Here is a 16,478-nt window from a genome sequence, read left to right as displayed (position 1 = left end):
CGGGTTCAGGCCGCCCGTGAAGGTTCCCCCAACAAATCGGCCAGCGCGCTTATCATTACCGGCCATTCGGCGCGGTGGTCTTCGTCGCGCAACTCGGTCAGCAATTGGCGACCAATGGACATCACTGCAGGGGCGTCGTCTTTGACATAGGTCAGGATTCGTTGCTCGGGGTTGGCCAGAAGGAACGGCACAATAGCAGCGCCTGCCTGATCCGGAGCAGTTACCGACAAAAGACGCATCGCTGCTTGCCGCACCGGGGCCGAAATGTCATCCAGCAGGCTACGCGCCACGTCGGGGGTGCCATCCCATTGGGTCAGGACGTGCATGGCATCGATGCGAAAGGCGGTGTCTCCGGTTTTTACCATCGCCCGCAACTTACCTCTCAGCGCGTCTTGCGGTGGCAGATCGGCCTTTTGCAGCAATTTCAATGCTTGCAGCGAAAGTGTTGAATCTGTGTGCGAAAGCCCCTGAGTGATCAGATCGATCAGTTGCGCTTCGCCCAGCTCTAGCCCGTTGCGCACAATTGAAACGCCAAGCGCTGCAAAGGCTTGTTGTGCTATATCGCTTTCGGGGTCCTTGGCGATCTGAGCAAGCATGATCTGCATCCCGCGAATTTCGCCCAACAGGCGGATGGCGGACATGCGGGTCTCTCTGTCCAGCGCTTCGGCGTCGTCGTCCAGCGCGACGCGACGGCGCTTGGGATGACGGGTTGCCTTGGCCAACAGCGCCTGCTCGCGCGGTGTCAGGGGTTGAACCGTGTCTTCCTCGGCCTCTTGTGTCATCTCAGCGGCGATAGCGTCATGGCCGAGGATTGCACCGAGGCTTGATGTTGGACCATTCTCGCCCCCTTCTGAGACGTCCAGCCCAGCATCTTCCAGCGCGGCGATATCGTTCTGCGGGGCGTCTTCCTCGGTCTCCTCTTTTTCCGAGGCCACTGGCATCGGGGCCAACGCAAAGGACAGCAGCAACTCTCGGCCCTGTTGTTGGTTCACATGCGGGCGATCCACATCAGTAACAATCAAGGCAAGTGACGCCACAGCCTTGAGCCGAACGGACCGGAAGGGAGAGCGACATGCACGCTGCAACCATTCAGCCGCTTCGCGCAGGGGAGAAGTTGCAAGAGCATCTACGATAGCCCATTGCAGGCGCTCAGCCTTGAGGTCATCGCTTTCAACAGAAAAAAGCGCATTCAGGCGATCCGCCACCAAAGTCGGCGCCAAAGCTGACAACAGGCCCAACGCCTGCGCCGATACCTCGGGCTGTTGACCGGTGGCAAGGAAGTCCAGCACTTGCCAGCGCAAGTCTTCCTGATCCGCGATAGGCTGGCTACGATCCAGTCGATCGATCAGCGCCATTTGAACCTTGGCGCCGGGGTCACGCATCATACGGTCCAGCAGTTCGGGTTCTGAAAAACCGGACTGATTGAGCGCGGCAATCCGAATTTCTTCCACTGAGTCCGTCAATGCTTGCTCGACCAAAACCGGATCGTTGGGCATCAGTGCCTCATGGGCAATCAAACGAACAGCTCCATCCTTATCATTCAAAGCCTTGCGCAGAAGACCTTCGGCTTCGGCACCACCAATCGTTGCCAGGGTACGTAGGGCGCGGTGGCGCAGGCGGCGGTTTGAAGACTGTGTGAAAACGCCCAGAGTTGGCACGGCTGGTACGCCAATCCGTCCCAAAGCCTCGCAGGCAACATCGCCCAACTCCTGCCCGTCTTCGTCCATCAAAGCAATGACAATGGGCTCAATCGCAGTCGCATCCGCCATCTGCCCCAGCGCCCTGATCGCAGCGATCTGGGTGTCGAGCCAGTCATCCCATTCGTCCTGGTGCAACTCGTCTTCATCCCATGTAATCTCATCCCCGCGTCCGGTGACGAGGGTGCGCAGGTAAGGCGCGGCATCTTCGGCCTTAAGCTCGGCCAGGGCCGTCACGCAGGCCAGTTTGACCTCGCCACAGGGATCGTGAATCAGATTCTCAAGTAGCTGCGGGGCTGCTTCTTTCACACCCAATGCCCCCAGAGCTTGGGCGGCATCCTGCCGGACGTCCTCATCGTCGTCCAGCAGCGCTTCGATCAGGGCCGGGCTGTTGCTGGCGCCTATGGTGGTCAGGGCCTGAATCGCTCGCAGACGAATGACGTCATATTCGGATTTTGCATATTCGGAAAACAGGCCGGTGGCCTCATCTCGCAGGGCGGTATTGGTCTGAATGTTCATATCAAGCTGCCATGTTTGTGTTGGGAGGGTTGGGAAGTGGAAGGCAGGTTTCCCAACCGATACCTGCCTTCCAGGTGGTCCCTTCTGCACTGGGACCGAACCAGAGGGGCGGCATGGCGTCCGCCCCCCGGCATGCTTTCATCAGGCGATATCGCGCGGCGCAAAGGACATCGTGCGGAACGAGGTCTTGTAGGGGCTCGGCCCCAGTTTGCGCAGCTTGGCAACGCCCATCTTGTAATTGTAGTTGCCGCTGATCCAGTCGACGATCCGGCCCTCAAGCGCGTTCGCAGGCTGCTGCATGTGCAGGAAGTCCATGTAGACCACGCTTTTCTTGATGGCGGGCGTGACCATGGCCACGGCGGTGATCGCCGCTTTGGTCAACTCGATATGCCCGTTCTCCATTAGTTTCGAGAACTGAAAGTCATCGCCCTCCACACCCAGCAGCGTGTGTTTGTTGCCCGGAACGCGTTCCGAATACACCATCACATAGTCGCCGCTTTCGATGCCGCGTTCAGCCGCATCGTCGGGATGGATTTCGACCCAGTTTTCCGGCCAGCGCTGCACGATATACGGGCGGCGACGGTCGTCGAAGCCGGACTGCCAGCGTTCGTTAATACGACCCGAAGTGGCCCAAAGCTCGCCTTCGTCCTTGTTGGGTTTCAGCCATTCCCAATAATCCGAGAACAGGCCCCACGGCGATTTCTGAATGTTGCACTTGCCGGTTTGGCTGTTGAAATGCGTCAGCTTCTTGTTGAACACATCCGCGCCGGCTGCACCGGTATCGGGCAGCGTGCGGGTTGTGTCGTGCAGACGCTTGGTTTCAATCAGCGTTACGCCATCGGCATCCAGCATGACCGGGCATTGCACACCATCAGTGCCAAACTCACGGACCTTCTGGTGCAGGCCTTTGCCCTCTTTCTTGGCCAAACGATAGACAGCGTGGAAGTCCTTGCGCGACCCGCGGGTAAAGCGCACGGCTTCTTCGGCGACTTCGTTCGAGCTCTGCCAGTCGAACCCGTCAAAACCCATCCGCTGTGCCAGTTGCGCGATGATCCACCAGTCGGGTTTTGCCGCACCGGGAGCATCATAGAACTTCTGATAGAGACGCAGACGGCGTTCACCATTGGCGCGCAAGAAGTCCTCTTCACCCCAGGTCGCTGCGGGGAACACGATGTCGGCGTAGCGGTTGCCGATCGGGTCCTGCAGATAGATGTCCTGGTTGATCACCACCATGCCACCGCTGTCGGCGCGGGCCTTCAACGTGTCGATCATCTCTTGCTTGTCGAAAGAGGCGATCTGGTGCGGGTTGCGAACGGTTAGTTCCTCGAACTTGTCGGCCAGCTGTTGGCTGCCGCACATGGCCTGGATCCATGTGGTGCCGATCACGTGGGCCATACGGGTATGACCTGCGATCAGGTACCGGTCGGTATCCATGGCGCGGCGACGGCGACCCGGCAGCTTCTCGGGCGATTTGTTGCGCGGATATTTCCCGCCCTTCACGCCGCCACGCTGGTGTCCACCGGCCCGGCCAATGACCTGACCCGGACGACCACCACAGCCACAGATGATGCCTAGCGCGGAAATCGCCTGTGTGTTGCCGGTGTTGTTGGACCAGTAGAACCCTTTCTCGATCATGACCGAGGTTTTGGGCCGCGTGCCATCCGCCTTGGGTTTGGCAAGCCATTCGGCGGCAGTATAGATTTTCTGCACATCGATTTCGGCCATGGCGGCTGCGTTCTCGGGCGAGAACTCGTCTTGCGACAGCAGCCACTCTTTCCAGTCTTCAAAGCCTTTGGTCTGGAACTTGCCCCAGGTCGTGCGCCACTGCCATGGCGTGTTCCGGGTGCCCTGACCAAAGCCGGAGGAGCTTTCCCATTTGTTGTTGACCCATTTCTTGATCCAGTCGCTGTCTTCCCAGCCATTTTCCACGATGACGCGGGCGATGGCGTTGACGACCAGCAAGTCGGTACCGGGCAGAACATCGATATGCAGACCACCCATCTTGACTGCATGGGCCACACCGGCCGAGCTACGCGGGATCAGATAGATCTCTTTCTGGCCGTTCTGCATCCCCTTCATCATCCACTGGGTATAGAGGATAGTCTTGGTCTCATATGGATCAGTGCCGCAGACCAGCAGGGTTTCCGCGTCACGCCAGTCCTCATAGGAGGGGCCAAAGTTGTCAAAGCCCGCATCCCTGAAACCGGGGGTCGAGGTCACATCGGACGGCGTGTCGTGGAAAGTGAAGTTGGCGGTGTTGATATGGCGCAGCGCGTATTTCGAGATCGCATAGGTGTTCTCGATATACTGATAGCTGAAGGTTTTCACGCCATAAGCGTTGGTGCCGTGCTTGGCGATGACGTGGTTGCCCACCTCGGCCGCCACATCCAGCGCCAGATCCCACGGAACTGGCATCAATGTGCCGTAGATCCGCATCAGCGGTGTCTTCAGACGGTCGCGTGTCGGTGTCTGCGGGTTATAGCATTTCTGCGCGATACACCCGCCCCGCAAGGAACTGTCGCCGTCAGTGTTGACGTATTGCGTGTCCTTGTCAGGAATGATCACCACATGGTGCGGCTGGCCTTTGTGCAGCACGATATTGTGCTGGTTCGGCGCGACCCAGGCACCCAGAGGTGCAACAGGGAAATCCTCGCCAAACGCGTTTTCGTCCGCAGTTGGGCCACCGGGTTTGGCCGTCACGGGCCAGCGGTAGACTTTGTAACCACAGGCCACGATGCAGTAATCACAGGCGGTCGAGATGACCTCGGCGCCTTTGGGCGGCAGCGGGACGTTTGTTTCGGGTACGTAATACGGGGTTGCCATGATACCGTCTCCCCTTATGCAATCAGGTTGTCGTAACGGCCATAGATCAGGCCGAACATGCCAACGGCGTAGATGTCATCACCGTCCAGTTCCAAAAGAACCTGCGGTAAAGACTGGTAGGCTTGCCCCGAAACGAGGATGCCGTGCCGTGTCACGTCATAGGTGGACAGGTGCAGCGGGCACGGGCCCAGCACCTTATGTTCGGGCTTGTAGCTGTCATACATCGACCCGCCCTGGTGGGTGCAGGTGAGGTTGAAGGCCACAACGTCCTTTTGCGGACCGATGCCACCGCCGCTTTCCACGCCGGTCTTGACCAGGATCGAGTCCGAATAATCGCCCTCATCCGGGTAGTAAAACTCGACCGGCTCATCCTGTTTCAGTTCGGACAGTTTGCCGATCAGCTTGCGCGGATAGGTGGATACAAGGGCGGGAACCTGTTCGGCCTGGCCGTGACGGGTGGGCATGGCCACCATCACGGCAAAGGTCGTGGCACCCGAGGCGAACAGGAACTGGCGGCGGTTCACGGTGCAGGCCTTTTTGGCCTCACCCGAACAGCTGCATCCGGTTGCGTTATGATCTTTCATGACGCTTACTCCTCTGCTGCCGCGGGAAGCGGCTGGTAATCCGGCAGATCAGGTTCTTCGACCAGAATCTCGTCACCGGACAGGGATTTCAGGAAGGCCACCAGATCCGCTTTTTCCTGATCGTTCAGGCCAAGCGGCTGGATCAGATCGGATTTGGTTGCTGCGAATTCATTTTCGCCGCCGCCCTGATTGTAGAACTCGACCACATCCTCGAGCGTCTCCAACATGCCGTTATGCATGTAGGGTTCGGTGTAGAGGGTGTAGCGCAGGGATGGTGTACGGAACTTGCCCAGATCGGCCTTTTCCTTGGTGCGGAAATAGAAGCCGGGGTCGTCTTTGGTGTGACGATAGAAATCCTCGGTCGAGCCTTTGGCATAGAGCTCATACCGGAAGGTCACTTGTGCCAGACCATCATCTTCCCAGCCGCTATAGGGCGGCACGCCGGTGTTGTAGTATTTCTCATCCGACAGCAGCGCGCCGTTGTGGCATTCGGAACATTGCGCCTTGCCGGTAAACAGCTCAAGCCCGCGTTTCTGTTCCTCGGTCAGCGCCGCATCATCCCCGCGCAGATAGTTGTCGAAGGGCGTGTCGGTCTGAACAATGGTCCGCTCAAACGCGGCGATGGCCCGCCATGCGTTGCTGATGCGCGGCCATTGATCACCGAAGACATCGTTAAAGCGTTCGACATATTCGGGAACAAAGGCCAGACGCGCCTCCATCATGTCGGCCTCGCCGTTGCCTGCTACCGCACCGCCTGCGGCGGATTTGGCCTGGCTTTCAAGGCTTTTGCTTGAGCCCGCCCAGAACAGTTTGCCGTAATAGGCCGAGTTCACGATGGTCTGGCTGTTGCGCCAGTGGGTCGTGCCCGGATAGCCGAACGAGATCGGGGCTTCGACATCCCAGCCCACGTCCGGCAGATGGCAGGACGAACACGGGGTCGATGGGTTACCGCCCAGACGGGGATCGAAAAACAGCATCTTGCCCAGTTCGATCTTGGCCTCGGTCTGGGGGTTGTCCAACGGGATTGGGGGCTCACCCAATGCCACAAGCGGCGCATCAGGGTCGGGGTCTGCCCCACCGATGCCGGCCTCAATCTCCATGCTGGTTTCCGCGATAGCCTGCGAACCAAGGACCGCAAACAGGGCAGCGGTGGCGATTGTGCCTGAAAGGTAAGACTTAAGGTCTTTCATGGGTCCACTCCTCAGTTTGTTGCGTCTTGCCAGTTTTCGATCGGCGCATAGTCCGTATCGATCTCTTCGGCGACGAAGTCGGGGCCGGTCAGCGGATCGCCGGACAGTGCCTTGAGGAAGGCCACCAGCTGTGCTTGCTCGGTCTCGTTCAGGTTCAGCGGTTTGATGCGCGGATCCTTGTTTTCGTCGTCACCACCACCTGCGTTGTAGAAGGCCACCACATCTTCAAGCGTCGCGATCGAGCCGTTATGCATATACGGAGCTGTATAGGTCAGCTCGCGGAGCGTGGGTGTCATGAAGGTGCCGAACGTGTCGGCGGTGTGGGTACGGATATACGCACCAGGATCGGCGCGCAGGTTCATGTAGTTCTCGACGCCGAGGAACTTCATCATGGTCACGAAAGTGATGTGACGTTCCGGAGTTGCCCAGATATCGGGATTGTCGCCAACGCCGATATTGTGCGGCAGGTCATCGGTGAAGCGCTCGCCCGAGTGGCACGAATTACAGCCGCTCGCGTTGAACAACTCGTACCCCGCTTTGGCCTCATCCGACATCTCACCGGTGTCGAAGGGTGCCCCGCGCGAGATCAGCGTTTTTAAATATTCCGGAATCGCATTGCGGACACCGCCGTTCGAAGGCTCGCCAAAGCCGGCGGCTTCGAACATCTCGACATAGACGGGGTCCTGCTTGATGCGTTCTTGCATCAGACGCATGTCCATATTCATCGAGTATGTCTCGGTGATGCTTTCGCGGGTCACGTCGTTGAGGTTGGTGCCTATGCGCCCGTCATGGAACCACGCTGCCCGCTTGGCGCTGTTGATCAGCGTGGGAACATTGCGGAAATGCAAGCTGCCGGAATAGGCATCCGACAGGGCCTGCCCGTCGGTAAACCCGTTTTCCGGCTGGTGGCAGCTGGCGCAAGACAGCTCGGTGTCGCCGGACAGGCGCGGATCAAAAAACAAACGTTTGCCAAGGGCCGCCTTGGCGGGGTCGAACTCTATGGCTTCTACCGGTCCCGGCTCATCCGCCAGGGCCTGGTGAACCGGGAACGCGACGCTCATCGTCAGCAGCGAAGCTGTCGAAAGCGCCGAGAACCATGTTCTGGCTTTGGTCATCATCTAAAAGCCCCTTTATCGCTAATCCGATCTCTCCGGGTGATTGGGGATCGGTATGGCGAACACTAAGGGTCAGTTGTTTCGTGAGAATTTGACCTTTGTTAAGTTTTAAGAAGAGATGTTAAATAATGTTACAAACTCAGGTCATCTGAGACCGGATAATTCGGGCAAGTGACTGAATTTCCAGCGGCTTTTGAACCATGATTGGGGAAGCCCCGGCAACGGACACCTCGGCATCATCGAAATAGCTGCTGATCAGAATAGCAGGCAAGTCTGACCGGATTGCGCGCACGGATTCGATCAGGTCCGTCCCCCGCAGGCCGGGCATCATCAGGTCGCTGATCAGGATGTCATAGCTTTCCGGAGCTTCACGAAACGCCTCGCGCGCTTTCAACGGATCGGAATAAGCTTCGACACGATATCCGTATCGCGTCAGCAGCCGCCGCGTCACGTAAAGGATGTTCTCGTCATCGTCGACCAACAGGACATGTTCGTCCCCTGCCACTGCTTCGACCTCAGCCTGATCTTCGGGGCTGAGCGCGGGCATCAACGGATAGAACAAGCTGAAACATGTGCCCTTGCCCGGTTCTGAATGCAGTTCGACACGACCATGACATTCCTCGACGCTGTTGTGCACGATGGTCAGACCCAGACCTGTGCCTTTGCCGACGGGTTTTGTGGAAAAGAAAGGTTGGAACACTTGTTGCTGCAAATCCTCAGCAATGCCAGGGCCGGTATCGCTGACGTCTAAACGGATCACCCCAATAGCGCCGTCCGGCAAATCGTCCAACGCACCCTTGTCGACCAGGCCGATACGCAACGCAACCTCACCTGGCTGATCGCCCATAGCCTCAAACGCATTGTGACACAGGTTCAGAAGGGTCTGAAAGAACAGTGTGCCATCAAAATCGGAAAAGGCAGTTTCGACCTCGATATCAAAGCGCGTCTGAACGCTAGGCGGGGCAGATACCCGGATCAGATCCAGCGCTTCTTGCGTGGCTTTGACCATATCGCCGCGACGGGGGTTGCGCGGTCTTTGTCGGGCGAAGGTCAGCATCTTGCGAACCAATGCCTGAGCCCGGCGCGCAGCGATGCGAATATGGTTGACCGAGGTCTGGATGTCGTCAATCCCTTCCGCATCCAGTTCGATCAAATCGGCGTTTCCAGTGATACTCATCAACACGTTGTTGAAATCATGCGCGACCGAGCCTGCCAGAATACCCACAGCTTCCATCTTCTGCACTTGGGCAAATTGCTCATGCGTGCGCCGGGTTTCGGTAATGTCTTCGCCAATCCCGATATAGTGCGTGACTTTGCCGTTCTGATCGACCAGCGGGAAAATCGCAGTTGAAACCCAATAATGGCTGCCATCCTTGCTGAGATTCCGAAACACGCCATACCAGCTTTTACCACGTTGCAATTTCTGCCTTAGATCGGCGTAAACCCCCTGTCCCGAATGTCCCGATTGCAGCATTCTGGGCGTGTGCCCATAGACCTCATCCGCCTCATATCCGCTGAGGTCAAAGAACTTGCGATTGGCATATTCTATCTTCAGCTCGGTGTCTGTGATGATGATCGAAGCCGGACTTTGTTCGACAGCCCGCGCAAGCTTGCGCTCGGCCAGTTCCACTTGCTCGCGCAGTTCCAACTCAGCCTTCAAACGACGATTGGTCCGCAGGATGTTTGAGATCAGCAACGTGGTCAGGATGGCAATAACCCCAACCACCGCTATTAAACCGACCAGCAGAACCGAGAAGCGGCGCACCAGCTGTTCCCCTTCAGAGAACGCCTGAACCATGTCCGACAAGCTTTGATCGCGCTCGGTGATCCACAGTGCCTCCAGCGTAGAAAGCGCCGCAAGCGCGTCACTGTCGTCGACCCGCACCAAAGCATCTATTTCTTCGGCACGCAGGCCGGCTGCTATGCCCGCCTCAATCTTGGGAATATTCCCGATATATTCCAGCGCCACCCGTTCGATGCGTTGCAATGCATCCAATTCAGTCTGCGACGGCGCGGCGTTGCGGTAGGTTTCGATGGTTGTCAGAAGGTTCTGCGACTGGGATTTTAAGGTCGGCGAGTATTCTGCGTCGTGCCGCAGGACGTAGTTTTTGAAGTTGTGAATCAACCCGCCATAGCCGAAATATCCCCGGATTTCCGATATCCAATAGCCGCGAGGGGTGGTCTCGACTGAATAGCCCTGCCAGACCTTTCGCATTTCACCGATCCGGTCTGTCGTTTCGCGCGACATGTACAGGAACACCGACAGGATGAAGACCAACGCGACCCCCATGGCGATGGCCACTCCAAGCGGTGCGGCCATAGATCTTTCGGATGTTTCACCTGTGGCCGTCGCGGGAAGGCTGTGCCTGAAGACCATGATACCTCCGACCTGATCCTTGCAGTGTGCGTTTACCCTTGGTACCCGCTTCAAGCGAGTATTGCGAAGAGCCTATAGCGCGGCAAATCGCGCAGAAGTCGGGTTGCTGATTCTCTCAGACGATGCCAGCCGAATGCCAGACGTGTTTGACCGTCATGTAATTCTCAAGCCCCTCTGTTCCGCCTTCACGGCCAGAACCACTGGATTTCACACCGCCGAAAGGCGTTTCCGGCATCGACGCTTCAAGCGTGTTGATCGACAGGTTTCCTACTTCAACCTCATCGATCAATCGGTCGATGTAATCCGCCCTGTTGGTAAAGGCATATCCGGCCAGACCGTAAGGGACAGAATTTGCCTGATCGATTGCCTCATCCAATGAGGCCACGGGGTTTATGACCGCCACGGGACCAAAAGGCTCTTCCTGCATGATCCGCGCGGTATCGGGAACGTTCAACAAGACTGTAGGTTGAAAGAAATAGCCCTGATTGCCTATCGGCGCGCCTCCCGTGGCGACAGTTGCCCCTTTGGCCCGTGCATCCTCGACCAATTCGGTCAGGGCAGGCACGCGGCGTTCATTGGCCAGCGGGCCCATCTCGACCCCTGACTCCAAGCCGTTGCCGACAACTGTGGCCGCTGCCCGTTTCACAAAGTCATTGGCGTAGAGATCAAAGATGCTTTGGTGCACGAAAAAGCGGGTCGGCGACGTGCATACTTGCCCGGCGTTGCGCATTTTTCGCACCGCACCAGATGTCGCCGCCGCCTGAACATCCGTGTCTTCACAGACAATGACCGGCGCGTGGCCGCCCAACTCCATCAGCACACGCGTATCATGCTGGGCCGCAAGGGTGGTCAAATGCCGCCCAACACCTGTTGAACCGGTAAAAGCCACCAGACGCACGGGGTCTTGTGGTATCAGATATCCGGACACTTCTGCTGGCTCCCCAAATACCAGGTTCAGAACGCCCGGAGGCAATCCCGCATCTTCAAACGCTTTGGCAATATGCAACGCCCCAGCAGGGGTTTCTTCCGCAGCCTTAAGGATCACCGAACAGCCCGAAGCCAACGCACCAGCGATTTTCCTTGCCGGTTGGCTCATGGGGAAGTTCCACGGGGAAAATGCTGCGACAACTCCGATTGGCAGGCGATGCACCGCGAATTTGTGACCCGGAGCCGCCGGAATGATCCGCCCATAAGTCCGCATGGCCTCGCCAGCGTCCCATTCAAAAAACTCGGCCCCGCGGATCACTTCCAGCCGGGCTTGCTTCAGGGGTTTGCCGTGCTCCAACGTCATTGAGTGCGCAATCGTGTCGATACGGTCCCGCATCAGGGCTGCGGCGCGCAGGATTGTATCCGCGCGCTCACGCGGAGACGTGCGGCTCCAAACGCGGAAACCTTTGACAGCCGCCTCCAACGCATCATCCAGATCCTTCACCGATGCGCAGGGCAACCGCCCAAGCTCTTCTTCGGTTGCCGGGTTGATCACCGGGATATCGCGGTCGGTTTTTCGCCACGTGCCATCAATGAACAGTTTAAGCTCTGGATACATGAAGCTAACACCTCTTTTAGCGTTGTTTTCAGATCGCTCGATGCTTCGCATTACTTCAAGTGAATTGAACAAATACGGGTATCACTTTGGCGAATAGCTGGCTTGTTTACCCTGCGCTGCCTTGTGCAGTGCCGTTTTAAACGCCCGCCCGGCAGGTGACAGATCATCGTCAGCACGAAAAGAAACACCGATCGGCCCCTGACCGAAGGGCACGTTCCAATCAACTTTGGCAAGGTGACCATGTTCGATATCCTGCGCAACAACCTCGGCTGGCATAAGACCAATCAGGTCGCGCGACTGCAGCAAGGCGCGGTTCGTCAGATAAGACACCGACTCGATCATGACCGGTGGCACATATTGCTGCTGCCCAACAAAGAAATGATCGACCTGACGCCGCAACGTAGTCTCTTGCGGGGGCAGTATCCAGCCAAAGGGTTTGGTTTGAGCAAACGTCACGTCTTTGCGACGGACAAGCGGATGTTGAGGGCCAACAACCGCTAAGATTCGATCCTCGAACAGTTTTTCCTGCCGAATCTTGTCGCGATGCCGGTGTGACGGCAGACGGCCAACAACCATATCGATCTCACCCGACAGAAGTCGAGGCATCAGAACTTCGTTCGTGCCCTCGTTGATCTTGACCGCAACATTCGGACGGTCTTCCAGCAACAGTTCAATGCCTGCAGGCAAGAGACTGGTTGATGCAGCAAGCAATGTACCCACAACGACACGACCCGAGTTACCCTCGTTCAGATCATCCAATTCCTGCGCGGCATTCGAAACCTGCGCAAAGATCAGTTTGCCGTGACGGATCAGGGTCTCTCCGAAAACGGTTGGCACCACCCCACGATTGGTGCGAGTGAACAGTTTGACCTCAAAATCCAGTTCAAGATCTTGGATCATTTTGGTGGCCGCAGGTTGAGAAATGCCCAACTCTCGGGCCGCGTTTTGAATGTTGCCATGCGCACCCACGGCAACCAGCAGACGCAGTTGACGCAGTTTCAGGCGTGTCAAAGCACGATCAACGATGCGAGAGTGACGCCCAACCATGGTTAAAGCACAATCGGATTATTAAGCTGGTTCAGTTTGGACAGCACACTCATCGCTGCAAGCGCCGAGCTTCTTGGATTGTCAGGCAGTGCTGTGCCACTGATCCGAAACTGAAAGGTGCCAAAATCGCCTTCAGCCTCGATCTCGTGAATGTTCTTTTGGATCGTTGGGTCTGCGATCAGACGAACTTGTGTGTCATCAAATCCCAATCCTGCCAATGCCACGGCTGCCGCGACATTTGCATTCTTTGGGTAAGACAGCGCCGCCTCGCGGGCAGAACCCTGGAAATGGGTTTTTGCGTCACTCAACTTGTCGAGATCCAGGCTGTGTTCGGCAAGCGATCCTTTCCACCCCGCTGGCGGCTTACGCCCAACATAGGTAACAGATGTGAGCGAACCGACCGCCGCTGCGCTCAGGCAATCCAAAGCGCCGATGGCACCACTGGCCAGATGCAAGTGTCCCCCACCCTGCCGTGCCGCGCTTTCCAACCGATCTGCGGTCTTCCGGTCCGCCAGTGCACCGACAGAAACACTGATGATGTCGATACCTTTAGCAAGTATGAGCGGCCCCAAACCGGCCAAGGCCTCATGCCCGGCGCAATCCAAAACCATGTCGGTGCCGTCTGGCAAGGCATCAACCGAGCCAACAAATAAAGGCGTTTTTGACTCAACACGATGTGGTCTGACGAGAAACGCCACCACTTCGTGCTCATGCTTTGGTAAGGCGCGCTGAACATATTGCGCAATTGCGCCGGTTCCAATGATTGCTATTTTCATACCTGAATCCTAGACCAGCACAGAAGAAATCTGAATTGGTAAGTTTGCGGTATAATTTTTTCAGATAACCATTTCCCCGAAATCGGGCTGGATCGACTGTCGCAGTGTGCTTTTCATGGGGCCAAAGCCACTGGGACTGCATTCTATGAAATACACCAAACACGACGCAAAAGCTTATGCCCGCGAGAACATGACAGGGATCTGGGCTGCAGCATTGAACCCGTTCAATGAAGATCTGTCCTTGGATGAACCCGGGCTGCGCGCGAATATCCGGCATTGGATAGACGATCTGGACATTCAGGGCCTGTTCGTCGCCGGCAAACAGGGCGAGTTCTTTTCGATGAGCATCGAAGAACGCAAGCGCAACTTCGAAATTGCCGTCGAAGAATGCGCGGGCAAGGCCGGGGTGATTGTCTCGGTCTCGGATCAGAACATGAATACGGCGTTGGAATTGGCCCACCATGCCCAGAACTGCGGCGCGGATTACATCGTGCTGCACGCGCCGGTTCTGAGCTTTGTGCAGGATCGCGGTGAGGTTCTTTACCAATATTACAAGCGGTTCTGTGACGAACTGGACATCGGCATCGCCATGTGGAGCCATCCGGACAGCGGTTATCTGATGCAACCCGAAGAATGCGCACGCATAGCGGACTTGCCGAATATCGTGGCCATCAAATACTCAGTCCCTCGTGAGATGTATGTGAAGCTGACACATATGGTCGGAGACAAGATCCATGTCTCAACCTCAGCCGAACATGAATGGCTGGACAATATCCTGGAACTCGACTGGAAGCTCTATCTCTGTTCCTCCCCGCCTTATCAGCTGCAAAGCAAGGTCGATCAGCGGATGAACGAATACACGCATTTGGCTTTTGCCGGAAAGGCGGATGAAGCGCGACGTGTGTTTGACAGCCTCAACCCTGTCCGGGATGCCATGAAACGCACGCGCCCGGCGGGTAAACCCACGGCCTTTGGAAAATACTGGCAGGAATTATTGGGTCAGGTCGGTGGCCGTGTGCGCCCACCAATGCTGGAACTGACCGAGGCCGAGAAGACGATCATTCATAAGGCATTCGACGAATGCGGCCTTCGCGTCTGAAAAGGCTGCGCACTGAGCTGTATAAAGAAATCTGATAGCTAGATCCTGAAAATTTCTTTGCCGTTGTGGAAAAACACATCAAACTTTCGACGATAGGGAGTGGGACATGTCGAAACTGCAAGCATTTAACTTCAAGGCCTGGATCGACGAACACCGCCATCTGCTCAAGCCGCCTGTGGGCAATCGTCAGGTTTGGGAAGATGCCGATCTTATGGTCACGGTTGTTGGCGGCCCGAACAAGCGAACGGATTATCACGACGACCCGGTCGAAGAGTTCTTTTATCAGCTGGAAGGCGACATGGTGCTGAAAATCTTTGATGGAGAGGAGTTCTATGACGTTCCGATCCGCGAAGGTGAAGTGTTCCTGCTGCCACCGCATGTGCGCCATTCTCCGCAACGCCCACAAGAAGGCTCTATCGGGCTTGTTATCGAACCAAAACGCCAGACGGGTGAGCTGGACGCCATCGAATGGTACTGCTTCGAATGCGGATCACTGGTGCATCGCGCAGAAATGCAGCTAAAGTCCATCGTTGATGACCTGCCTCCGGTTTATCAGAAGTTCTATGCCTCGGAAAAAGATCGCACTTGCCCAAATTGTCAGGCGGTGCATCCGGGCAAGGAACCACCCGAGGGCTGGGTTACATTGTGAAATAAGATCAAAACAGGGGAAGTCATGAAACATATTGTAAAAATTGCCGCCTCTGCGGCTGTGCTGGCAATGTCATCCGTTGCCGCTCAGGCCGAAGAGTTCCGGTTGGGCCTGATCACGCCGCCACCGCATATCTGGACCAAAGCCGCAGAGGCCTTTGGGGCTGAGTTGAATGAGGCCAGTGGCGGCACGCATTCAGTGTCGGTTTTCCCGGCGCGCCAGCTGGGGAACGAAGCTGAAATGCTGCAGCAATTGCAAACCGGCGCGTTGGACATGGCCTTCATGACAGTCGCGGAAGTGTCGAACCGCGCGCCCGAGTTGGGGGCTTTCTACGCTCCTTATTTGGCAGATGACATTGGGCACGCAGGGCGCATTCTTCGGTCTGACACAGCCAAATCCATGCTTGAGCCGCTACCGGGTCAAGTTGGCGTCGTGGGCTTGGGATATGGTATGGCCGGGCTGCGTCAGATCGTCAGCCGAGGCGAAGTTTCATCCGCCGACGATCTGTCTGGCCTGAAGCTGCGGATCACGCCGTTTACACCTATCCTCGACTTCTACAACGCGGTAGGGGCAGCGCCTACGCCGATGCCATTGCCTGCGGTCTATGATGCTTTGGCCAACGGCCAGGTCGATGCCATCGATATGGATGCCGAGTTGATTTGGGTTCTGAAGTATTATGAGCACGCTGACACCATCGTGCAGTCGGATCATATGATGTTCCCGATGGTTGGTCTGGTATCGGCCAAGGTCTGGGCGGGTTTGTCGGAAGAAGACCGGGCGATGATTTCTGAGCTGATGGCCAAACACGTCGACAGCACCATCGACGCCTATGTCGAAAACGATTCTAAATGGCTGGAGCAGATTGAAGGCACGGGCAAAGCCTACAAAAAGGTCGATGCCTCGTTCTTTGGCGATGCGATTGAAGAGTGGAACGGGATCTGGTCCGAGAAGACCTCTTCCCTTGACGCTTTGCGGCAGACTGCGGCAGAAACAAAATAACGAAAACGGCATGACGGAAAGGGCGCAGGTCGATCCTGCGCCCTTTTTCTCGGGAGA

General features: G+C 56.8%; 12 protein-coding genes. 3 read left to right on the top strand and 9 right to left on the bottom strand.

Going from position 1 to position 16,478, the window contains the following annotated elements; translation table 11 throughout:
- Positions 1–5: 5 nt before the first annotated feature.
- The 9 genes from I9187_RS17880 to I9187_RS17840 all read right to left on the bottom strand — a co-directional run bounded on the left by I9187_RS17880 (position 6) and on the right by I9187_RS17840 (position 13,674).
- A complete protein-coding gene (locus tag I9187_RS17880) occupies positions 6–2,216 on the bottom strand; it encodes a HEAT repeat domain-containing protein (RefSeq protein WP_171177107.1) in 2,211 nt (736 codons plus the stop codon).
- A gap of 141 nt (positions 2,217–2,357) precedes the next feature.
- Complete coding sequence (locus I9187_RS17875; protein WP_171621072.1) at positions 2,358–5,039, bottom strand: arsenate reductase (azurin) large subunit; 2,682 nt, start codon at positions 5,037–5,039, stop codon at positions 2,358–2,360.
- 14 nt (positions 5,040–5,053) lie between these two features.
- Positions 5,054–5,623, bottom strand: a complete 570-nt coding sequence (locus I9187_RS17870) for an arsenate reductase (azurin) small subunit (RefSeq protein WP_171177111.1) — start codon at positions 5,621–5,623, stop codon at positions 5,054–5,056.
- A gap of 5 nt (positions 5,624–5,628) precedes the next feature.
- On the bottom strand, positions 5,629–6,813 hold the full coding sequence (locus tag I9187_RS17865; RefSeq protein WP_171177114.1) for a cytochrome c peroxidase: 1,185 nt from the start codon (positions 6,811–6,813) through the stop codon (positions 5,629–5,631).
- Between the two features lie 11 nt (positions 6,814–6,824).
- The gene (locus I9187_RS17860; protein WP_245223287.1) at positions 6,825–7,931 is read right to left on the bottom strand and encodes a cytochrome c peroxidase; all 1,107 of its coding nucleotides are present in this window, start codon (positions 7,929–7,931) and stop codon (positions 6,825–6,827) included.
- A 136-nt stretch (positions 7,932–8,067) separates the two neighbouring features.
- Positions 8,068–10,305 carry a PAS domain S-box protein gene (locus tag I9187_RS17855; protein ID WP_171238292.1) on the bottom strand — a complete coding sequence of 746 codons (2,238 nt, stop codon included), beginning with the start codon at positions 10,303–10,305 and terminating at the stop codon, positions 8,068–8,070.
- Positions 10,306–10,420: 115 nt separating this feature from the next.
- Complete coding sequence (locus I9187_RS17850; protein ID WP_171177118.1) at positions 10,421–11,851, bottom strand: NAD-dependent succinate-semialdehyde dehydrogenase; 1,431 nt, start codon at positions 11,849–11,851, stop codon at positions 10,421–10,423.
- A gap of 81 nt (positions 11,852–11,932) precedes the next feature.
- Entirely contained in the window at positions 11,933–12,898 is a 966-nt protein-coding gene (locus I9187_RS17845) for a LysR substrate-binding domain-containing protein (RefSeq protein ID WP_171177120.1), read from the bottom strand.
- Between the two features lie 2 nt (positions 12,899–12,900).
- Positions 12,901–13,674, bottom strand: coding sequence for an aspartate dehydrogenase (locus I9187_RS17840; RefSeq protein ID WP_209509360.1), 774 nt, complete (start codon positions 13,672–13,674; stop codon positions 12,901–12,903).
- A 145-nt stretch (positions 13,675–13,819) separates the two neighbouring features.
- Here I9187_RS17840 and I9187_RS17835 point away from each other — a divergent pair, with 145 nt between their 5' ends.
- From I9187_RS17835 to I9187_RS17825, 3 genes are all read left to right on the top strand, one after another.
- Positions 13,820–14,773, top strand: a complete 954-nt coding sequence (locus tag I9187_RS17835; RefSeq protein ID WP_171722225.1) for a dihydrodipicolinate synthase family protein — start codon at positions 13,820–13,822, stop codon at positions 14,771–14,773.
- A 106-nt stretch (positions 14,774–14,879) separates the two neighbouring features.
- A complete protein-coding gene (locus I9187_RS17830) occupies positions 14,880–15,422 on the top strand; it encodes a 3-hydroxyanthranilate 3,4-dioxygenase (protein WP_171177126.1) in 543 nt (180 codons plus the stop codon).
- Positions 15,423–15,446: 24 nt separating this feature from the next.
- Positions 15,447–16,421: a TRAP transporter substrate-binding protein gene (locus I9187_RS17825; protein WP_171177128.1), complete on the top strand. Its 975-nt coding sequence runs from the start codon at positions 15,447–15,449 to the stop codon at positions 16,419–16,421.
- Positions 16,422–16,478 lie beyond the last annotated feature (57 nt).

The sequence above is a fragment of the Ruegeria sp. HKCCE4148 genome (genome assembly GCF_017872495.1).
In the GTDB taxonomy this organism is placed as follows: domain Bacteria; phylum Pseudomonadota; class Alphaproteobacteria; order Rhodobacterales; family Rhodobacteraceae; genus Ruegeria.
The sequence above is the reverse complement of the archived record's forward strand: the minus strand, read 5'-3'. Positions and strand labels throughout refer to the sequence as shown.